The sequence below is a fragment of the Bacillus infantis genome (assembly GCF_050107595.1).
GTDB lineage: Bacteria > Bacillota > Bacilli > Bacillales > Cytobacillaceae > Bacillus_AB > Bacillus_AB infantis_C.
Genome location: NZ_JBNILH010000012.1, coordinates 75,089 through 95,198 on the forward strand (window position 1 = coordinate 75,089; position 20,110 = coordinate 95,198).

General features: G+C 46.1%; 22 protein-coding genes, 1 other RNA gene and 1 riboswitch. Of the genes, 7 read left to right on the plus strand and 16 right to left on the minus strand.

The annotated features are described in order from the left end of the window. Positions 1-211 precede the first annotated feature (211 nt). Both ACQCVH_RS21430 and ACQCVH_RS21435 read right to left on the minus strand, forming a co-directional pair. Complete coding sequence (locus tag ACQCVH_RS21430; protein ID WP_426837620.1) at positions 212-769, minus strand: isoprenylcysteine carboxyl methyltransferase family protein; 558 nt, start codon at positions 767-769, stop codon at positions 212-214. Between the two features lies 1 nt (position 770). Then, a complete protein-coding gene (locus tag ACQCVH_RS21435) occupies positions 771-1,856 on the minus strand; it encodes a type III polyketide synthase (RefSeq protein WP_426837622.1) in 1,086 nt (361 codons plus the stop codon). Between the two features lie 366 nt (positions 1,857-2,222). Between ACQCVH_RS21435 and ACQCVH_RS21440 the strand changes: the two genes are divergently transcribed. Next, positions 2,223-2,672 carry a chemotaxis protein CheX gene (locus ACQCVH_RS21440; RefSeq protein WP_426837623.1) on the plus strand — a complete coding sequence of 150 codons (450 nt, stop codon included), beginning with the start codon at positions 2,223-2,225 and terminating at the stop codon, positions 2,670-2,672. A gap of 76 nt (positions 2,673-2,748) precedes the next feature. Here the strand turns inward: ACQCVH_RS21440 and ACQCVH_RS21445 are convergent, their stop codons facing one another. Next, complete coding sequence (locus tag ACQCVH_RS21445) at positions 2,749-3,522, minus strand: SDR family NAD(P)-dependent oxidoreductase (protein WP_426837702.1); 774 nt, start codon at positions 3,520-3,522, stop codon at positions 2,749-2,751. A 107-nt stretch (positions 3,523-3,629) separates the two neighbouring features. After that, the gene (locus tag ACQCVH_RS21450; protein WP_426837625.1) at positions 3,630-3,770 is read right to left on the minus strand and encodes a hypothetical protein; all 141 of its coding nucleotides are present in this window, start codon (positions 3,768-3,770) and stop codon (positions 3,630-3,632) included. A 176-nt stretch (positions 3,771-3,946) separates the two neighbouring features. On the opposite strand from ACQCVH_RS21450, the gene pnuC reads away from it, so the two are divergent. Both pnuC and nadR read left to right on the plus strand, forming a co-directional pair. Further along, complete coding sequence (gene pnuC / locus ACQCVH_RS21455) at positions 3,947-4,642, plus strand: nicotinamide riboside transporter PnuC (RefSeq protein WP_426837626.1); 696 nt, start codon at positions 3,947-3,949, stop codon at positions 4,640-4,642. Next, positions 4,639-5,676 carry a multifunctional transcriptional regulator/nicotinamide-nucleotide adenylyltransferase/ribosylnicotinamide kinase NadR gene (gene nadR / locus ACQCVH_RS21460; protein ID WP_426837627.1) on the plus strand — a complete coding sequence of 346 codons (1,038 nt, stop codon included), beginning with the start codon at positions 4,639-4,641 and terminating at the stop codon, positions 5,674-5,676. The genes pnuC and nadR overlap by 4 nt, the downstream gene beginning before the upstream one ends. 40 nt (positions 5,677-5,716) lie before the next feature. On the opposite strand, the gene ACQCVH_RS21465 is transcribed toward nadR, so the two are convergent. The 3 genes from ACQCVH_RS21465 to ACQCVH_RS21475 all read right to left on the minus strand — a co-directional run bounded on the left by ACQCVH_RS21465 (position 5,717) and on the right by ACQCVH_RS21475 (position 8,164). After that, the gene (locus ACQCVH_RS21465) at positions 5,717-6,160 is read right to left on the minus strand and encodes a DUF6376 family protein (RefSeq protein WP_426837628.1); all 444 of its coding nucleotides are present in this window, start codon (positions 6,158-6,160) and stop codon (positions 5,717-5,719) included. A gap of 103 nt (positions 6,161-6,263) precedes the next feature. Continuing rightward, positions 6,264-7,571: a nucleobase:cation symporter-2 family protein gene (locus ACQCVH_RS21470; protein ID WP_426837629.1), complete on the minus strand. Its 1,308-nt coding sequence runs from the start codon at positions 7,569-7,571 to the stop codon at positions 6,264-6,266. Then, on the minus strand, positions 7,568-8,164 hold the full coding sequence (locus ACQCVH_RS21475; RefSeq protein ID WP_426837703.1) for a xanthine phosphoribosyltransferase: 597 nt from the start codon (positions 8,162-8,164) through the stop codon (positions 7,568-7,570). The genes ACQCVH_RS21470 and ACQCVH_RS21475 overlap by 4 nt, the downstream gene beginning before the upstream one ends. A 122-nt stretch (positions 8,165-8,286) precedes the next feature. After that, positions 8,287-8,388, minus strand: a riboswitch (purine riboswitch). Between the two features lie 446 nt (positions 8,389-8,834). On the opposite strand from ACQCVH_RS21475, the gene ACQCVH_RS21480 reads away from it, so the two are divergent. From ACQCVH_RS21480 to ACQCVH_RS21490, 3 genes are read left to right on the plus strand one after another with little or no spacing between them, the layout of a single operon-like run. Next, positions 8,835-8,984, plus strand: coding sequence for a hypothetical protein (locus tag ACQCVH_RS21480; protein ID WP_009791219.1), 150 nt, complete (start codon positions 8,835-8,837; stop codon positions 8,982-8,984). A 52-nt stretch (positions 8,985-9,036) separates the two neighbouring features. Next, positions 9,037-9,516, plus strand: coding sequence for a cytochrome c oxidase subunit II (locus ACQCVH_RS21485; RefSeq protein WP_426837630.1), 480 nt, complete (start codon positions 9,037-9,039; stop codon positions 9,514-9,516). After that, a complete protein-coding gene (locus ACQCVH_RS21490) occupies positions 9,516-11,168 on the plus strand; it encodes a b(o/a)3-type cytochrome-c oxidase subunit 1 (protein WP_426837631.1) in 1,653 nt (550 codons plus the stop codon). Before ACQCVH_RS21485 ends, ACQCVH_RS21490 begins: the two co-directional genes overlap by 1 nt. 119 nt (positions 11,169-11,287) lie before the next feature. On the opposite strand, the gene ACQCVH_RS21495 is transcribed toward ACQCVH_RS21490, so the two are convergent. Both ACQCVH_RS21495 and ACQCVH_RS21500 read right to left on the minus strand, forming a co-directional pair. Next, the gene (locus ACQCVH_RS21495) at positions 11,288-12,196 is read right to left on the minus strand and encodes a DMT family transporter (RefSeq protein WP_426837632.1); all 909 of its coding nucleotides are present in this window, start codon (positions 12,194-12,196) and stop codon (positions 11,288-11,290) included. Between the two features lie 63 nt (positions 12,197-12,259). Then, positions 12,260-13,792 (minus strand): carboxypeptidase M32, encoded by a 1,533-nt coding sequence (locus ACQCVH_RS21500; protein ID WP_426837633.1) that lies wholly within the window; start codon positions 13,790-13,792, stop codon positions 12,260-12,262. Positions 13,793-13,894: 102 nt separating this feature from the next. Here ACQCVH_RS21500 and ACQCVH_RS21505 point away from each other — a divergent pair, with 102 nt between their 5' ends. Beyond that, the gene (locus ACQCVH_RS21505; RefSeq protein ID WP_426837634.1) at positions 13,895-14,029 is read left to right on the plus strand and encodes a hypothetical protein; all 135 of its coding nucleotides are present in this window, start codon (positions 13,895-13,897) and stop codon (positions 14,027-14,029) included. A gap of 105 nt (positions 14,030-14,134) precedes the next feature. On the opposite strand, the gene ACQCVH_RS21510 is transcribed toward ACQCVH_RS21505, so the two are convergent. From ACQCVH_RS21510 to ACQCVH_RS21540, 7 genes are all read right to left on the minus strand, one after another. After that, positions 14,135-16,057, minus strand: coding sequence for an ATP-dependent DNA helicase (locus tag ACQCVH_RS21510; protein WP_426837635.1), 1,923 nt, complete (start codon positions 16,055-16,057; stop codon positions 14,135-14,137). A gap of 436 nt (positions 16,058-16,493) precedes the next feature. Next, on the minus strand, positions 16,494-16,661 hold the full coding sequence (locus ACQCVH_RS21515) for a hypothetical protein (protein ID WP_224901073.1): 168 nt from the start codon (positions 16,659-16,661) through the stop codon (positions 16,494-16,496). 91 nt (positions 16,662-16,752) lie between these two features. Then, positions 16,753-17,898, minus strand: a complete 1,146-nt coding sequence (locus tag ACQCVH_RS21520; RefSeq protein WP_426837636.1) for a THUMP domain-containing class I SAM-dependent RNA methyltransferase — start codon at positions 17,896-17,898, stop codon at positions 16,753-16,755. Positions 17,899-18,089: 191 nt separating this feature from the next. Next, an RNA gene (gene rnpB, locus ACQCVH_RS21525) (RNase P RNA component class B) lies at positions 18,090-18,478 on the minus strand. 81 nt (positions 18,479-18,559) lie between these two features. Beyond that, complete coding sequence (gpsB, locus tag ACQCVH_RS21530; RefSeq protein ID WP_009791232.1) at positions 18,560-18,862, minus strand: cell division regulator GpsB; 303 nt, start codon at positions 18,860-18,862, stop codon at positions 18,560-18,562. An 85-nt stretch (positions 18,863-18,947) separates the two neighbouring features. After that, positions 18,948-19,508 carry an SLOG family protein gene (locus ACQCVH_RS21535; RefSeq protein ID WP_426837637.1) on the minus strand — a complete coding sequence of 187 codons (561 nt, stop codon included), beginning with the start codon at positions 19,506-19,508 and terminating at the stop codon, positions 18,948-18,950. 112 nt (positions 19,509-19,620) lie between these two features. Then, positions 19,621-19,944 (minus strand): CotD family spore coat protein, encoded by a 324-nt coding sequence (locus tag ACQCVH_RS21540; RefSeq protein ID WP_426837638.1) that lies wholly within the window; start codon positions 19,942-19,944, stop codon positions 19,621-19,623. Positions 19,945-20,110: the final 166 nt, after the last annotated feature.

Below are 20,110 nucleotides of genomic sequence, written 5' to 3' on the forward strand. Positions count from 1 at the left end.
GATATTTTATTTCATTGTCTGCGGCTTTGCAACATGGCTTAAGACGTGCTTCATGACAAACGAGTATACAGCGATCACACCAATAATAAAAACAGATACCATATGTAACACCGTCCTTGGTTGAATCATTTTTTCAATTGAGAATAATATTCAGCCTCATTTAGAAGTTTATCATCAATGAAAATCATTTTCAACTGCTTTATTCAGGAATTCATTTCGGTCTTCCTGGAAGAAAACGGTTATGCTGCAATTTTCCCCGGTATTCAGTCAGGCTGCTGAGAGCCTGTTCTTCGGCTGGTATCCTGACCGAGAGGATGGCAAGATTCAGAATTGAAAATACGGCCAATGTCCAATACGCCTGGAACATAAGAGGAAAAGCGAGGAATTCCAGGGTTACGATTACATAGTTCGGATGCCGGATGTATCGATAAGGCCCTCTCATGACCACTTGGGCCTGGGGAATAACCAGGATTTTCGTATTCCAGTACTTCCCAAGGGAAAGAAGCGACCACAGCCGGCCAGCCTGAGTGATGATGATAATTGTTAAAATGGCTGGCCACAAAGAGGAAAGGGTCCTGCTCCCCCATAAAACCTCTAAGCTGTAAAAAAGAAAGAAAAGTGCATGGATTACTACCATTAAGCTGTAGTGCCCCTTGCCAAACTCAAGGGCTCCCCGGCTTTTCATCCATTTTTCATTGCTTCTGGCTACTGCCAGCTCCCCGAGCCTTTGCAGCATAATAATCAAAATAAAAACGGTGAATATATCCATGTTATTCCCACCTCAGCAGCAGCAGTTCAGAGCTGAATCCCGGCCCCAGGGCAGCCGCAATCCCAAGCTCTCCTGCCTTCCCTTTTTCCATGAACCTTCTCAGTACATACAAGATCGTAGCAGAAGACATATTGCCGAACTCCTTCAGCACCTGAAGGGATATATCTGTCATATGGGGAGAAAACTGCAGGCTGCTGACATAGGCATCCAGAACCTTTTTCCCGCCCGGATGCGCAACAAAATGATCAATTTCATCCAGCCTGGTGTCCATCCTTTTCAGAAAGCTTTCTACATTCGGCTTGAGCCAGTTTTCAATAATAGAGGGGATATCCTTGGAAAATACTACATAGAGACCCTCGTTCTTTACATCCCATCCCATTACATCAAGAGAATCAGGCATGGTCGTCGAAGCTGTGCCAATGATCTTCGGAATGGCGGCAGAGCGCTGGGTATTATCCAATTCCGCATGTTCCCCGGCTAGTAAGACACAAGCAGCACCGTCAGCAAATAAAGAAGTGCCGATCAGATTGCTTTTGCTTCGATCATTTTTCTGGAAGGTCAGGCTGCAAAGCTCTACTGCCAGGACAATCACCTTCGCCTTTGGATAGGCAAGGCAGTATTCAAAAGCCCTTGATAGCCCTGAAGCCCCGCCGGCACAGCCAAGCCCCCATAAGGGTATTCTTTTTGTATGCTGTGAAAAGGGCAGGACGTTCATGATTCTTGCTTCCAGGCTTGGAGTGGAGATTCCCGTGCTTGTCACCATGAAAATGGCATCAATCTCCGTATAATCTATTTTTCGTTTGAGGAACTGTCTATTATGGAGGCAATTCTGTATGGCCTCTGCCCCAAGCTCTACCGCACATTCAATAAAGGCTTCATTTTTTTCTTCAAAAGAATGTTCACGCCTGTACCAGTCCATTCCTTTGGCAAAATGTCTTTTATGTATCTGGCCATTATGGAAGGCTTTTAAAAGTCTTTCAACATCCTTGAAGGACTCAGCAAACAAGTCTCTTGCAAACTCCATTACTTGTCCCTGCTCCAGCCTGTGGGCAGGGATGGCTTCGGCAGCCGAGATGATAGCTGGCATCTTATTACGCTCCTCGCTCTATAAACAATTCCAAGTTAATTTTTCCAAACTAAGAAGTTTTATACACCTGTTATCATCCTGCATGACTCCCGGGAAGCAGCATGGGACAAAAAAAAGCTTCCCCCGCCAGGAGGAAGCTTCACGTTTTGAAGGAGTTGCTGTGCTCTTTTATTATATATCGTTTTACAAGGGCATTCATTATTTAATCTTTTCCAATTAATATCCACTTGGAGCGTTACTTTTATCCCTGCTACTTTTGCCCTGGTGATTTCGGGAAATAATTAGAGGTATTTTTGTAAAAACTTACTACCAGCATCGGGAAATTATGTTAATATTAATGATAGCTGGTTGCTGGAGGGATCGTTCATGTCATTGACAAAAAGTATTGAGGATATCATTAGTGGTACTATTGAATCAATTAAAAGTGTTTTTCCTTTTGAATCTTCAGTTGAGGCGCCTGCGCAATTTTCACAGCCCTTTACACAGCACAGCATTGGTGTGCTGGTTGGAATAACGGGCGATTTGCGGGGCAGAATCATTATAGATGGAGAAGAGCAGGTTTTCAGCAAAATCGGTGAAGCTATGTTTGGAATGCTGATGGAAGGTGAAATGCTGGAATCTTTCTCGGGTGAACTCGGAAATATGATTGCAGGCAATCTATCTATTTATTTATCAGGGCAGGGCCTGCAAATTGATATCACCCCCCCTACTGTCCTTGTAGGCGAGACGAAGGTCTATGGGTTTGAGAAAGCCTACAGCCTGTCTGTAAAGATTGCAGTCGCAGGTGAGCTGATGGTCGTCCTGATGCTTGAATAGCCTCAGCTGACGCCTATCTGCTGGATAAAAAGAAAAAAATCCCCCGGCACATCGCCGGGGGATTTGACTTTCCTGTCTAAAATCCTTTAATCGTCATGCCGCCATCAACAAAGAGTGTCTGGCCGGTCATATAGCTGCCTGCAGCACTCGCCAGGAATACTGTCGGGCCAACCAGCTCCTCCAGCTCGCCGACCCTGTTCAGCGGCGTCACATCCAATATTTCCTGCAAATATTCCGGATCTGAAAGGAGCTTTTCTGTAAGCGGAGTCTTAAAATACCACGGACCTATTGCATTAACGTTGATATTGTAAGGGCCCCATTCCATGGCAAGTACTTTAGTCATCTGGATTAAAGCCGCTTTTGTTGCTGCATATACAACTCCCGTCCTTAAAGCGACATGTCCGGCAACGGAGGCAATCGTAATGATCCTGCCCGGTGTCCCGCTGTCCTTCATAACCCGTCCGGCCTCCTGGGAGACCATGAAAGCGGATTTGAGATTCGTATCCATAATTGTCTGCCATTCTTCATCTGTTACATCCAGCGCTTTTGAACGGATATTCATGCCTGCATTGTTGACGGCAATATCCAGTCTTCCCCAATGTTCTGCAGCGGTTTTGACTGCATTATGTACATCTTCCCTTTTAGTTGCATCAGCCTGGATGACAATGGCCTCCCTGCCAGTCTTCCTCACTTCTGCAGCGGTTTCTTCCAAATCGGCCTTTGTTCTTGCCAGCAGGGCTACATCTGCACCCGCTTCTGCCAGCCCAATAGCAAGGGCCCGTCCTATTCCCCGCCCTGCACCGGTCACTAATGCCTTTTTCCCTTCTAACCTGAAATCAGGCAAATACATATCTATCACCCTTTTTAGAAAATTCATATAAATTTTATCATACAGCATGCCAGGACACCTAACAGTCTGCCTATAACGGGAAAAGGGCGGCTCTGCGCCCTTCCACCCTATTCCTTGGATTTAACAGATGAAAGCTCCTGGGCCTGGACGTTTATGATGATTTTCTTGCCTGCAGCAGAACCGCATACTTTACAGCTTCCCTCTTCATTGTAAAGGAGCCTGCAATACTCGCAATAAAACTTTTCCACTTCTTCACCCTCATTCTGTATTGCTGCAATTATATTTTATTTTTTTAAAAACAAAATGTTCCTCTGCTAAGCTTCCATGGTAAAAAAAAACAGGAAGTTTATTCCCTATTCAGAAAATAATCACCTATAATAAGTCTTAGGCTGTATGGCCGTATCCGCTTTTATAGGAGGAAACCATGAAAAGATTCCGTGATTGGACGATATTTGAAATAAGCTGGCTTCTTGTTTTTACACTCATTAACGTGTATCTGTTTTTTGCCTGGCAGGATTCACTTCTTGGCCTTATTTCTTCTTTGGCCGGGATGCTTTGCGTAGTTCTCGTAGCTAAGGGGAAAATCTCAAACTATTATTTTGGCATTATCCAGACAGGGACTTATGCCTATATTTCCTATACCTACGGGTTGTATGGTGAAGCTATGCTCAATGGTCTGTTCTATTTTCCCATTCAGTTCATCGGCATTTATCTCTGGAGAAAGAATCAGACAAGGGACAGCGTAAAAGGGGAAGATGTGAAGGTTAAGACGCTTGATTCCAAGGGATGGTCCCTTCTTGGCATCATTGTGCTGGTGTCCATTTTTCTTTATGCCCTCCTCCTTGACTATCTGGGAGGCAGGTCTATTTATATTGACTCTGCCACAAATGTCCTTTCAGTAACAGCACAGATATTGATGCTGAGAAGATTTGCCGAGCAGTGGCTTCTGTGGATCCTTGTCAATGTCCTGTCGGTCATCCTCTGGTTTAATGCTCTGATTTCAACAGGGGGCAATGATATATCTATGCTCGTCATGTGGACAGCATTCTTGTTTAACAGCATTTATGGGTATATAAATTGGACGAAACTTTATAAAAAACAGGGAGCTGCAGCGGTTTGAAGAAAAAAACAATTGGTATGTACGGGGGAAAGTTCCTTCCTTTCCCCCATCTTGGCCATGTATACAGTATGACGGCTGCAGCTTCAATAGCCGACGAGCTTCATGTCATCATCTCACACGACAGTGATTATGAACTAAAGCTTTGTGAAGGCGGCTGTGCAGAGCATGTCAGCTTTACACTGCGTCTCCGCTGGTGGAAACAGCTGACCAGGGAGCTGCCGCATGTACATGTCCATGAAATTTATGATGAACAGACCGGGTCTTTCTCCGATTGGGAAAATGGCGCAAAAAAGATCCTTGCCGCAATCGGCAGTCCGATCGATTTTGTGTTCAGCTCAGAGCCGGATTATGGACCGATTTTTTCCCGTCTTTACCCGGAAGCTGAGCATATCCTCATAGATCCGGAGAGAAAAAGGTATCCGGTATCAGGCACGATGTTCAGGAAAGATGGTGTACTGAAGCATTGGGATATGGTGCCTAAATGTGTCCGGCCGCATTTCGTCAAAAAAGTGGTGATTGCCGGGACCGAAAGCTGTGGAAAATCCACGCTGGCAGCCAATATGGCACAAATTTATAATACTTCTTTTGTGAAGGAGTATGGGCGGACCTTTTATGAAGAACTTGGAGGATGCGAGGGAATAACAGTACAGGAAGATTACCCCTATATTGCATATGCTCATAAGCTGGAGGAATGGAAGCAGCTGAAGCTGGCAGACAAAATCCTTTTTGTTGATACTGAGGCAATCACCACCCAGTTTTTCTCTCACGCCTATCTGAATAAAAGGCAGCCTGTGCTTGATGAAATCGCCAGGCTGCAGGAGTATGATTTATGGCTTTTATTGGAGCCGGATGTGGATTGGGTCGATGACGGGACAAGAAGCTTCGGTGATCAGGATTTGCGCTGGAAGAATCATCTCCTTCTGAAATCCCTTCTTGATGAACATAATGTATGCTATAAAATAATCAACGGCAGCTACCGGGAGAGGCTGGAAATGAGCATAAGATTTACGGATGAGCTGCTGGAAGGAAGATGACAAGACAGAAAGGGCATCCCCAAAGATGCCCTTTTATCCATTAATTCATCAGCCCTTCAATCCGGTTCAGCAGGGCAGATGCTTCGTTTATTGTTTTAATCATTTCTGAGCTCTCCAATTGATCAAGGGCTAGATTGCCGCCATCGATCGCCAGATTGATTTCTGCCAGCAGCAGTTCATTTTTGGCAGCCAGCTCCTCATGTATGGCCTCAGCGGCAGCCGGTATATCCTGAAGCTGAATAAAGTTCTCGATATCCTCTTTTAGAATAACCAGCCTTTCCTCAAGCTGCTGCCGGATTGCTGAATTTTTGGCAGCTTCTTCAATCATCCCAGGAGCGTCCTCGGCAAATGCATTCAGCTTTTCAATATGCTCTGCAGCTTTATTGGCATACTCTACAGTGCCGGCAGCCTCTTCGAGAAAGGAGCAGCCTCCCAGGGAAAGGGCTATCACCGCAAACATGAACAGCCGGAAGATTTTTTTCAATACTCATTCCTCCTTTATGTTTCATGTTATTCAATACGGTTGTCATGAGAATATGTTTCATAAAAAAACCATCCCCGGTAAAAAGCAGGATGGCTGGTTGATGTTATGCTGCCTTCTCTTCAAGCTTGGAGTTCGCTGTCTTTGCTTTGGAAGCTTTTACATTAAATACAAGATTGAGTGCAATAGCCGTCAAACTTCCCGCTACAATACCGTTGTCTGTCAGGATCCTGATGCTCTCAGGCATTTCTGCAAACAGGCCGGGCACTGCTGTGACTCCAAGCCCCATTCCGACAGAGCAGGCGATGATCAGCAGATTTTCCTGGGAAGAAAAGTCCACCTGGCTGAGCATTTTGATTCCGTAGGCTATAACCATTCCAAACATGGCAATCATTGCGCCGCCCAAAACTGCTGATGGAATGACTGTAGTCATGGCCCCAATTTTCGGAACCAGACCAAGGAGGATCAGGAATACGCCCGCTGTATAGATGACATTCTTGCCTTTCACGCCTGAGAGCTGGAGAAGGCCGACATTCTGAGAATAAGTTGTATACGGAAATGCATTGAACAGTCCGCCAAGGACAATCGCAAGTCCTTCTGCCCTGTAGCCGTTTGCCAGGTCTTTTTTATCCAGATTCTTTCCGCAAATATCCCCAAGAGCGAAATATACGCCTGTTGATTCAACCAGGCTGACCATCGCGATAATGATCATCGTCAGGATTGCTGCCGGTTCAAATGTAGGCATCCCGAAGTAGAATGGCTGGACCATATGGAACCATGAAGCCTCACCTACTGCAGAGAAGTCTGATTTTCCCATCAGGAATGCAGCGGCTGTTCCCGCAAACAGACCAAGCAGGATTGAAACGGAGCGGATAAACCCGGTAAACAAACGATACAAAATAATGATGAAGAATAAAGTCCCAAAGGCAAGGGCCAGATTGGAGAGCGAACCATAGTCTGCACTGCCTTCGCCGCCAGCCATATTATTCATGGCAACCGGGATCAGCGTTATTCCAATGATGGTAACGACCGAGCCTGTTACAACCGGAGGAAAGAAACGAACAAGATTTCCAAAATATTTTCCTATCAGTATAACAAAAAGCCCTGAAACCAGAATCGATCCATAAATGGCTGTGATGCCATATTGACCGCCAATAGAAATCATTGGGCTGACTGCCGTAAACGTACAGCCAAGCACAACCGGCAGGCCGATTCCGAAAAATTGATTGCGCCATACCTGAAGGATCGTAGCCACACCGCACATCAAGATATCGATGGAAACAAGATATGTCAGCTGTTCTCCTGTCAGGCCCAGGGCGCCGCCCACTATAAGCGGGACAATGACCGCACCTGCATACATGGCCAGCACGTGCTGGATTCCCAGTGATGCTATTTTAAATGGTGAGTTTTTCATAGGATAGATGCCTCCCTGCTATTTTCCATGAATGTAATGCTTCCATCACTGAGCGATTGGATTCGCGCAAGGGATACCACTTTGACAGCTTTCTCTTCCAAAAGGCTGCGCCCTTCCTGGAAGGATTTTTCAATCACAATTCCGACGCCGGCGACCGATGCCCCAGCCTGTCCTGCAAGCTCAATGAGCCCCAAAGCCGCCTGTCCATTTGCCAGGAAGTCATCGATGATGAGTACCCTGTCGTCAGCGCCAAGATATTTGGAAGATGCTGAAATTTCGTTGGACTCTTGCTTTGTAAAAGAATAAACACTGGCGGAAAGCAGCCCTTCTGAAAGAGTCAAAGATTTTCTTTTCCTTGCAAACAGCACGGGTACCCCAAGCTCAATCCCTGCCATGACAGAGGGTGCAATCCCTGAAGATTCCAGCGTAAGAATCTTCGTAATGGCCTCCCCTTCAAAACGGGCCGCAAACTCTTTGCCTATCTCCTTCATCAGGAAAGGGTCGATCTGATGGTTAAGAAAGGAGTCTACCTTAAGGACACTGTCAGACAGCACCCGTCCTTCTCTTTTGATTGTTTCTTCTAGTAGTTTCATCATTATCCTCCCTATTGAATAGAAAAATAAAAAAGCCTGAAGGAAATCACTCACTGCAAAAAAATGAGTGAAGCAATCCCTTCAGGCTTTTATAAGGCAGGGGCACCAGCAAAAAATCCCAATGCCTCCCATTGCTCACCCATAGTCAGACTGTTAACGGCAGTCCGGTAGAAACTTGCAGGCCATATCCCCGCGATTATATGAGTGTATCGTTATGAAATTATGTTTCATTATATCATCCCAGTAAGATTTTTCAATAGATTCATAAGAGAAAAAGTCGAATTATTTGTTTTTATTTCTCTTGCATTGTTCGCCTTTAAGGATGATATGCTGCTTTACGAATCTCGAGCAGTATATATTCAGCTCTTTTCTGAATAATCCCGGAAATTAAATAATTCCGGCTGTGGATAGTCATGCCATTCCTTTACCCTGGTCATATTTAAATGAAAATGCCCTGAGTTTTTATCATTTTCACATAAATTTCACATTTCTCCCTAAGTATCCCGGCCCTTCCAGCCTGCTGTATCAGTTTTACACTATTAGCATAGTGCCAACACAGTGAATGAACACTTTGTGAAACGGCTGGGGACTGGTAGAATCCAGAGAATTTCCTTGTATGATGAACATGTAATCATTACTTATTCATCCATATTGAAAGGAGAAAAAGCCAATGGCAAATACGGAACTCGGCAGGAAAAATAAAACAAAGATCGAGGATGCTTCCTCTTTAAAAGGAACCTTGGCCTCTGTGTTCATTCTGGGCTTATTTTTAATCGGAGTATGGGCAGGCGTGTATTTCTTATTTACAGATCGATTTTAATCATCCAGCATGCAATCTATTATATTTAAAAGCCTGAAGGGAGAAGAAAGCTATGCATATGCATAAATATGAAAAAGCCTGGCTCGGTTTCGGAATCGGCTCACTGATCGTTTTCTTGACGGTCCTTGGCATCAGCGCATTTTATCTTGGCAACCAGCCGCCAAGCTGCCTCGCGACCATCAACCCGGAGAAGGTGGACCAGACAGCACCATTTAATGAACCGGGCCTTAAGAAGGTCGAAGGCAAGGACTGGGACTATGAGCTGGTATTCGTCGCTTCCGCCTTTTCCTATAATCCCGGGGATGTAGAAATCCCCCTTGGAGCAAAAGTTAAAATAATCGCCACGACAAAAGACGTAATTCACGGCTTCGAGGTCGCCGGCTCAAACATTAATATGATGATAGAGCCAGGCTATATCAGCGAGCATACAGCAACTTTTGATAAAGCTGGAGAATATCTTATCTTGTGCAATGAGTACTGCGGAGCAGGACATCATATGATGACGTCAAAAATAAAGGTGGTTGAAGCATAATGAAGCAAAATCAGAATCCAAAGGTCGACAGGCAGGACGGGAAGCTTGCCATGGCTCATTTCTATGTAGCATTCATAGCGCTTGCAATCGGCGGGCTTGCCGGCCTATTGCAGGTGCTCGTCCGTTCCGGCAAGTTCCAGCTGCCTGCCGGAATCGGCTATTATCAGATTCTCACTGTCCACGGAGTCGTATTGGGACTGGTCCTCACAACGTTCTTCATTATGGGCTTCCAGCTTGCAGCAGTCAGCAAAACATCCGGGACCTTGACGAAAAAGCAGCGGACGATGGGCTGGATCGGTTTTTGGCTCATGACTGCCGGAACCATCATGGCAGCCATCATGATTCTTTTGAATGAAGCAAGCGTTTTATATACATTTTATGCCCCTTTGCAGGCACATGCGATTTATTATCTTGGACTGACCTTCGTAGTGGTCGGCAGCTGGTTTGATGGAGCTGCCATCATCATGAAATACGCAGAGTGGCGCAGGAATAATCCCAAGCACCCGAGTCCCCTGCTCACATTCATGAGCCTGGTAAATACCATCATGTGGATCGTTGCTACCATTGGAGTGGCTGCAACGGTGCTCATACAGCTGCTGCCATGGTCGCTAGGCCTTGTGGAGACAGTCAATGTCGGAGTAAGCCGGACGCTCTTCTGGTATTTCGGACATCCGCTTGTCTATTTCTGGCTTCTTCCAGCTTATATGGGCTGGTATGTTGTAATTCCGAAAGTAATCGGCGCAAAGATCTTTTCAGATTCACTTGCCCGGATGTCATTCATTCTATTCCTGCTATTTTCCATACCCGTCGGATTCCACCATCAGCTGATGGAGCCGGGAATCGATGCTGCCTGGAAATTCCTGCAGGTAATCCTGACATTCCTGGTTGTTATCCCGTCTTTAATGACTGCCTTTTCATTGTTTGCCACATTTGAAGGATTCGGAAGATCCAAAGGGGCAACCGGCTTATTCGGCTGGCTTAAGAAACTGCCTTGGGGGGATGCCCGCTTCACTGTTCCATTCCTCGGGATGGTCGCCTTTATCCCTGCGGGTGCAGGAGGCATTGTTAACGCATCACACCAAATGAACCAGGTGGTTCACAACACAATCTGGGTTACCGGCCATTTCCATTTAACCGTGGCAACTGCGGTGGTCCTGACATTCTTCGGCATTTCTTACTGGCTGGTTCCGCATTTGACCGGCAGGGTCCTGACAAAAGCAATGAACCGCCTCGCCATTACACAAGGTGTGCTTTGGGCAATCGGCATGACATTCATGTCCGGGGCCATGCATGCAGCAGGATTACTGGGCGCCCCACGCCGCTCTTCCTTTTCTGAGTACGGCGGCGCAGCCCAGGCAGCCGAATGGATCCCCTATCAAGTCGCACAGGCAATCGGGGGATCCATCCTGTTCCTTGCCATCATTCTGATGCTGTATATCTTTGTAAATCTCGCCTTCATGGCCCCTAAAGGCTGCGAAGAATTCCCGGTAGGCGAAACAGCGGAAAATGCCGAAAAACCCCCGCTTATCTTTGAAAACTGGAAGCTCTGGATCGGCATAACCGCTGCCCTCATCCTGTTCGCCTACACCATCCCGTTCATCGACCTGATCCAAAACGCACCACCGGGATCTAAGGGATATAAATTGTGGTAAGAAAAGCGGAAGCGGCTTGACCAGATTAAGGAACGCAGACCAAAATCGCTGCTTCCTGCAGCCCAGGATAAAACAATTCTCCAGCAAAAAAACACTCCAGCATCAGCTGGAGTGTTTCCTTATGCACTATTGCCGGCCCCAAGGCCAGTTCTCCCCTTTCTTTCCGGGAGGTTCACGAGGATGACGCATAGTATGATGATCATAGAGCCGGACAGCTGCAGGAATCCAAGCGATTCAGAATATAAAGCCACACCCAGGAGGATGGCGACGACAGGCTCAATGGCAGCAATGACCGCTGCCTTGCTGCTTTCTGTCTTCTCTAAGCCCCAAGTATAAAGAAAGTAGGCAAGCACGGTCGGCAGCAGGCCGAGGCCAAGGCCAAGGAACAGAACCTCCGGCTTTAAGAACAGAGAAGCTTTTTCCCACAGCCTGGTAATCGGCAGCAGGACAGCAGAGGCAGTCAGGAATGTATAAAGTGTTACAGTAAACGGCTCATACTTTTGAAGCGCAAACTTTCCAAAGATGCTGTAAAGTGCATAGCCAAGACCCGCTCCCAGTCCAATGACCACTCCAATTACGCTTAATCCAGCACTGCTCCCCACCCCTGCAATCAGGGTACACCCGGCAACGGTCCCGCAAACGGCAATGGTTTTACGCCCGGTTATTTTCTCTTTCAGAAAAATATGGGACAAAACTGCTACAAATGCAGGAGAAGTATACAGCAGTATGACTGCGATTGAGATATCCATCAGATTGATGCTGGTAAAATAGCACCAATTAAAAAACACGATGCTGCAAATCCCGGTGCCGGCAAACAGTCCAATATCAGATGGTCTTTTAAGAGTCAGCCGGCCAGGCGCCAGAAAAAGCCCTATCAGCAGCAAAGCCGCAGCAGCAGTTACTACCCGGATCCCTACGATTTCCATTGAAGAAAAGCCAAACCCGGATAATCCCCTGATAAAATAGGCAATCAGGCCCCATAAAGAAGCACCGGCAGAGATTGCAAAATATGGCATCAGCTTCTTCATTGCCTCACCTGCAGAAAAAGAGCGGCTGGAACCGCTCTTTTTCCCTTTCTTCATTTTTTAAAATTAACGGGATGACTCTTTTAAACGGTAGACCTTCCCGTATTTCTCATAAAGATAATCAGACAGACAGCTGGCATTCAGCCCTTCGCCAGTCACATCTTCAAGAATCTCAAGCGGCTTTTTCAGCTTGCCGTACTGATGGACGTTTTTCGTGAACCATTCCTTGATTGGTGCAAGATCACCATTTTCAAGAAGCTGGTCGTAATCAGGAAGGTCCTTCAGCATCGCTTGCTTTAGCTGTGCCGCATACATATACCCCAGGGCATATGAAGGGAAATACCCAAAGCTCCCCCCAGCCCAATGGACATCCTGAAGAACTCCTTCCGCATCATTGGCCGGCCTTACTCCCAGGTATTCTTCGTATTTGCTGTTCCAGATTTCCGGAAGGTCCTTCACTTCAATTTCATCATTGAACAGCCCTTTTTCGATTTCGTAGCGGACAATAACATGAAGCGGGTAGGTCAATTCATCTGCTTCTATCCTGATCAGCGACGGTTTGGACTCATTGATGGCACGGTAAAAATCTTCCGGCTCCACCCCGTCAAACTGGCCATTAGCGTACTGCTTGAGCAGTTCGTAATTTTTCTTCCAGAATGATTCACTGCGCCCCACAAAATTCTCATAAAAGAGAGATTGTGATTCATGGATTCCCATTGATGTCCCGGTGCACAGCGGAGTGCCTACCAGGTCTTTGGAAATATTCTGTTCATAAAGCGCATGGCCGCCTTCATGGATTGTCCCGAATACGGCTGTGCGGAAATCCTTTTCATCATATTTCGTTGTTACCCTGACGTCCCCGGGATTCAGGCCTGTCGCAAATGGATGGACCGTTTCATCAAGCCTTCCTGCATCGAAGTCATAGCCCATCTGCTTCAGGATTTCCAAGCTGAAATCACGCTGCTTCTCCTTCGGGAAATTTTCAAATAAAAAGCTGGTATCCGGCTTTGAATCCGATTCAGATATGCTTTGGACGAGTGGCACGATTTTGCTTCTGAGCTCGCCAAAAACTTCATCCAGTACATCGACTGTCACGCCCGGTTCATACATATCCAGGAGTGTGTTGTATTTATGGCCTTCATAGCCCCAATACTGGATAAAGCGCTTATTGGCTTCAACAAGCTTTTCCAGATACGGCTGGAAAAGGGTGAAATCAGACTTTTCTTTTGCCTCTTCCCATACACTTTCAGCCTTTGACTGCAGGATGACGTATTCCTTATACTCCTCAGCCGGGATTTTCTTATTCCGGTCATATTCTTTCTTGCTTTCTTCCAGTACCTTCACGGTAATTGCATCAAGTGATGCAGCTGCTTCTTCTCCAGAAAGCTTTGCTATGTATGCAGCCATTTCTTCTGAAGTGGACATCTTAAACACTTCGGAAGACAGCATGCCGATTACTTCAGTGCGCTGATCTACACCCTTTTTGGGAGCACCGGTCCGAAGATCCCAAAATATTAATGACAGCGCCTCATTATAAGCGCTCATCTTTTTTACAAAATCAAGAAAGTCTTTTTCAGTTTTTTTCAATGCTTCATTCATGCTGGAATCCCCCTAAAAATCATTTGCAAAGTATATTTTATCACATTTTTCTGAATAAAACGCTAGAATAGAACTACAAATCACCTAAAATCAGGAGGAAGAATGATGAAAGAGCCTGCCGGTACTTGCAGACGATGCGGAAAAACAATTTATTGCCTTGATGGATTTTTCAACGGTATCATAACGGATGACAAGAAAACGATTTGCTTTGAATGCAGTGAAGAAGATAGCGGCTGAAGGAATAGATTTTGGCTTATTGGCTTAACCTTGTCTACTGAAACATACTACTTTGTTGTAAATACGAAAAAGCCCCTCCCTCGGCCAAGGGGGGGCAGTTAAACATTATTTCACAGGTGTGACAGGCAGCACAGCTTCAACAGACTCAAGGACTGAAGCATCTTCTTCTGTGCTGGTCAGGATGTGTACTGTTCCTCTGTCCTCATGGCCCCTGATGAGCCTGCCGACTCCCTGGCGAAGCCTGAGGAGCATGTATGGCATGTCGATTTCCCGGAAAGAATCTTCCGCGCTTTCACGCTTGGCATCAAACACTGGATCATGCGGAGGGAACGGGAGTGAGAAAATGATTACATTTTCGAGCGACCTGCCTGGAATATCCAGGCCCTCCCACAGGTTTGTAGAGCAAAGGACTGCTTCTTCTTCATTCTGGAATTTCGATACGAGTGTACTGATTTCAGCCTCCCCTTCAAAATAGACAGGGAATTCCGTTTTGCCCTGTGCATAGTCTTTAAACAGGTTCAGCTCTCTTTGATCAGTAAAGAGCACAAGGCCTCTGCCCCCTGATTTCTTAAGCTGCTCCAGGGTATATTCCATTTTGCCGGCCATATTTTCTTCACTGTATTCTGGCATATAAATGGCCATTTTTTCTTCATAGCTGAAAGGTGATGCTACAGTGAATGATAAATAGTCGTCGATGCCCAGGCTTGAAGCCATATAGTCGAAGGAGCCTTTTTCCGATAAAGTGGCTGAGGAAAAGATGAATGGTTTCTTTTGGGAAAATACCTCATCCCTCATGATTTCTTCAACCATTCTAGGCATGATAACAAGTGTCCTTTCACCATTATGCTCTTCAAACCAATTGATACCGCCCTTATCTTTCATGAACAGGGAGAGCGAGAATGAAATTTGCTCAAGATATTCTTCGACAACCTTCAGGTCATATTCATTAATAACATACATTTCACTTTCAAAGACAAGCTCCTCTTCCAGTGAGCCGATCATTTCAAGCAGGAGCTTTCCTTCTTTCAAAACAGCAGGCCCTTTGGCAATCTGCTGCTTCTCAGAATCCGTCCGGCTTTCGGCAGCAGCAGAAAGCACATGGAAGAATGTCTCATTCTGGACGATGGTGTCTTCAATCAGATTCAGCGTTTTTTCCCTTACGTCATTAGCCATCAGGCGGGTAAGGAGCGATTCCAGAATCTGCTCGGTCAGCCTGTATGTCAAGGCTTTCTGACTGGCATATTCAAGCAGGTGTCCTTCATCGAATACGACTGTGCAGGATTCTGGCAGCAGCGGCAGCTGTCCTTCTCTTTTACGGGATTCTTTTGTCCAGATATGCTCCATATAGAAATCATGTGAGCATATGATCAGGTCCTGGCTGTTCCGGTAATAATCTCTGTGCAGTGTCTGGCCGCACCGGTGCCTTTTCTCGCATGTAAAGCAATCCTGAAGAGAATCCCATGATACACCGGTCCATTCGCTGTCTGTCAGCTCAGGATAGTCCTTCCTGTCTCCGTATCTTTCGAAATTCTGCAATGATCCACCGCTGTGGGTAAAGGACGGAAGCTGGTCATAAATGTTTCCATAAGCCTCGTAATCCTGTTCCGCTACGGCCTTGTCCAGCTTGTTCAAGCAGAGATATTGATCCCTTGATTTTGCCAGGCGCACATCAATATTCAGTCCAAGCGCCTTTTCAAGCTTGGCAATGTCCCCTTCCTTTTTAACAAGCTGCTCAATGAGGGTTTCATCGGCACAGGCAATGATAGCCGGCTTATTCGTATATCTTGCATAGCAGATGGAATACAGGAGATAGACCAGCGTTTTTCCTGTCCCTACACCAGCTTCAGCGAAGATCGTCCTCTTCTCCTTGAAGGCATTTTCCAGCTGGAAAGCCATATAAATCTGTTCGTCTCTTAATTCAAAACCGGCTTCAGGGAGCAGATCATAGAAAACATCCCCGATCCAGTCGCCAAGCTTCTCAAAAAATGATTCTGTTTTTGCTACTGCAAAGGGCAATTGGTTTTGCATGTAATCCTCCTATATCCAGAAGCGTCCCAGGGGCTTCCTATAACTTTGGCAATATGACGGGGGACCGGACATTGGCCTGCGGCCTTGTCCGCCTATAGCGAAAAACTCCTGCACATGCATAAGTGCTGCGATTTTTCAGCATAAAAAAGTATAACCGCCTGGCTGAGGCGGTAATTTTCAATATTATTTACGGCCATGGAAGCACGGCCTTTCATTCTTGCATCAAGCTGCACTCTGCAGCATCAAGGCCTCTAAACTGGGAGGCCAAGAATCATTTTATACTATTTTTCCAACTAGTCAAGCACAAGGGGCCGCTAGAAGCTCTGTGCATGGATCAGGAATTCAGCACAACTAATAATCTTGAACGGCAAAAAACTGGCGCTCCCTTCAAGGAGGCCAGCCTTGGGCCTGGTTATTGCCGGACATCAGGCAGGATTTACTGCTGCCTGCCGGAATGGGAAAAGGACAGGGCCTGCCTGAGCTCGTGCTGAGCGCTTTTCAGTTCATCCAGCACCTGTTCTGCAGGCGTTTCTTTTACCAGCATTTCCATCGAGTAGTCAAGCGCCTGAGAAATTCTATAGAAATCAAGAGTCCTGTAATCCATTGGCTCTCCTCCTGTAAATAAAACTAACTTATCTAATCCAAAAAGGATCGAGTATTGCTAGTTTATTCAATAAGAGAACCTTTTATTCCTCTTACTGCCTGTTTTCTCTTGGCGGGCGCTTGCCCCAGTATTGATAGAGGTCTGTTCGGATGAATCCGTTGAACAGCTTCCTTTTCTTCGTTGCCTGGCGCCCGAAATGCTGTTCAAAGTCCTCATCAGATGTAAGCATGTAAATGGACCAAGTATCAAGTCCTGAGAGGGCCTCTCCCATTTCACGGTACATTTTCTGTACCGCACCCTTTTCCCCAAGCCTTTCTCCATATGGAGGGTTGCCGACAATCACGCCATATTCCTTAGTCGTGGTAAAATCCCGTACCTGCATCTGCTTGAATTGAATCATGTCCCCAAGCCCGGCTTCAAAAGCATTCTCCTGGGCGATCTTCACCATTCTGTGGTCTATATCCGATCCGGTTATATCTAGTACCTGATCATAGTCAGCCAGATCTTCTGCCTCATCTCTCGCATCATCCCACACTTTTTCCGGTATCCAGCCCCACTTTTCAGAGGTAAATTCCCGGTTAAAGCCTGGGGCGATATTCTGCCCGATCAATGCCGCCTCAATTGGAATGGTCCCGGATCCGCAGAAAGGATCCACGAATGGCTTGTCCGGGGTCCAGTTCGTCAGCTGGACGAGCGCAGCAGCCAGTGTTTCCTTCAGCGGCGCTTCTCCCTGGCCTGCCCGGTATCCCCGTTTATGAAGGCCGCTTCCGCTGGCATCCAGAGTCAGGGTTGCTGTATCCTTCAGCATAGATATCTCAATGCGGCATAATGGGCCTGTTTCATCAAACCAGCCTGTTTTCTTATATTTTGTCCGCAGCTTTTCGACAATCGCCTTTTTGACGATAGCCTGGCAGTCAGAAACGCTGAACAGCTTTGATTTGACAGACTTGCCGATTACCGGGAACTCAGCATCTTCTGCAATATACTGATCCCATGGAAGGCTTTTTGTTTTTTCAAACAGCTCATCGAAAGTATAGGCTTTAAATTCGCCGATTTTGATTTTGATCCGGTCTGCCGTTCTCAGCCATAAGTTGCTTCTCGCTATAGCTGTCTCATCCCCTGTGTATTCAACTCTTCCGTTCTCCACCTGGCATTCATAGCCAAGTGCCCGCACTTCCTTCGCAACGAGCGCTTCAAGCCCCATTGCCGCTGTAGCGATTATCTGATACTTTCCCATGTAAGACATCCTTTCCAGTAGGTCTTCCCTTCATTATTGCCGGCCTGCGGTCCGCTTCTTCCATCATAGCCTGAAGAAGTTTCCTCGTGCAAGTGTTCCTCTGTATGAGTTTGGCCAATGTATTATGTATTAAAAAAGCCCTCCTGCAAAAGGAGAGCTTTACCATTTCAAAAATCATCTCACTAATAACGTTCTGTAAGCCATGTTTTGTTCCTTTGTACTGCAATCGACCTGCGTCTCGTACTAAGGCGGCAATCATCTATCTACAGATATAAAATCTGTCCTTCTCCTTGTTCATTTCCTCAGAGAAAGTGCCCCTACCATTATTTGGGTTTCTCGCTCGCGGGGTTTACCTCGTTCCACCCTTCCCATTTCTGGAAAGGCTCCGTCACTGTGGCACTTTCAAGGTATTCATGCCATATCCCGAAGGACTTAGGCATTTTCCCTGCCGTCAGCCGCGCAATCGCCCGGCTGCCCTGGCTTATGACTTCGCCAGGCACGAACACTACGGACATCTCAGTCCGTGCGAGCATGGACTTTCCTCTGCAGCAGCAAGCTGCCGCAGCGATTACCCGAACGTTATTAATGACTACAAATGATATTATATTCAATCTGGCTTCCAATAGCAATGGTTTTAAAAAGGAAAATCAGTTAAAAGCTGTTATTCATAAAGTTTGCTGCCAAAAACGTGCTTTTCCAGATTGGAAAGGCGCTTTAATATATCAAAGTTCGTTGTTCCGGCAGTCTGGGTGCTTGCAGGCCTTCTTGAGGCTTCATCAAGCTGTTTCTTAAGGCGCAGGTTTTCCTGCTGGAGATCTTCGATTTCCTGGTGGAAGGTTTCATAATCCTTGATGATCAGATCCAGGAACTTATCGACGTCTTCAGGCTTGTATCCCCGCATCCCTGCCTTGAATTCTTTTTCCAAAATGTCTTTTGCTGTTAACTTAACTTTATCGGATAGCATCACATTCACCTCAGTCTATCGCTGAATAATCTTAATATATTTTTTCAAAAATATGTACTTTTGTCAATTTATCTTTGGAACTAAATTAAAAATCCTGGTTCTTCAGCTGCTCTTCTTCAACAATCAGCTGAAGGTCATAAAAAGAAATCATCCTGATATCGTATGGATTCTTTTCCTGATAGCTTTTGGCTGTTTCATATATGAACTTTGGCGTACCTTCCTTTTCTGTATCATATACAAGGAGAAGCACATCGCTTTTTTCGATAAGGAATTGATTCTTCAGCCTGAACTGCCAAGGCTTTTCGTAAGGCTTCCTTGTTACTGAATCCACAAAATCGGCCTGGGAAATGACTGATTCATACCACTCTTTATTGGAATCGCTCCAATTCTGCTCCTGGTCAAGGAATGGGGTGATGACGGCCAGCTTTAGATCAGGAAATTCATCGAGCTGAAGCTGAAAGACCTCCTCAGCAGCCCATAACTCTGCGCCCGGCTGCCCGCTGATAATCACCCATTCAAGCCCTTCGTCAAGCATACTGAGCAGGCTTTTCCTGATTGCAGCCCTTATGAAAGCTGCTGCAGGATCATTTCGTTTGAAAATTCCCAACTCGTGGGGTTTATAGCCTGAGACAACCGCTGTTTTCATTTGGGCTGCTCCTTTCTATGTAAAAAATAATATGAGGTTCATGGAAAAAAGTGAGCAGGGACCTGTAAACAGGCCCCTGCCTTGGTATTCTGCACATTAATAGGGCAGATTATTATCTTCCGAAGCCTGGGCCGCCAAAGCCTGGGCCTCCGAACCCAGGTCCGCCGAAGCCGCCTGCTCCAGGGCCTCCAAAGCCTGGTCCCCCAAATCCCGGGGCCGGTCCAGGGCCTGCGACAAACTGCTGGTTTGTCACTTCATTAACAACTGATTGTGTTTGTGGGAAATAATGCTGATGCTGATAATTAATGTGGTTGACTGTCGTAGTGTGTGTAGGATGGATATGGGGCACCACATTATTCTGGAAAGTATGATTTACACAGCATTTTGTCGGATGGACAACTGCCGGGCAAATATTCGGTCTTGGTCCGCAATGCATAATTAAGATCTCCTTTCATTCTGTTATATTTACACTAACAAGTTATGATGAAAGGGGGAATCTTGTACTAATGAAAACACCTAATTTTATGCAGTTGCCGCGGTATTTTCGCTACAGCATAACATAAAAGCTGTCCTTCATGCTGGAAAAAATAATGACTGTCAGA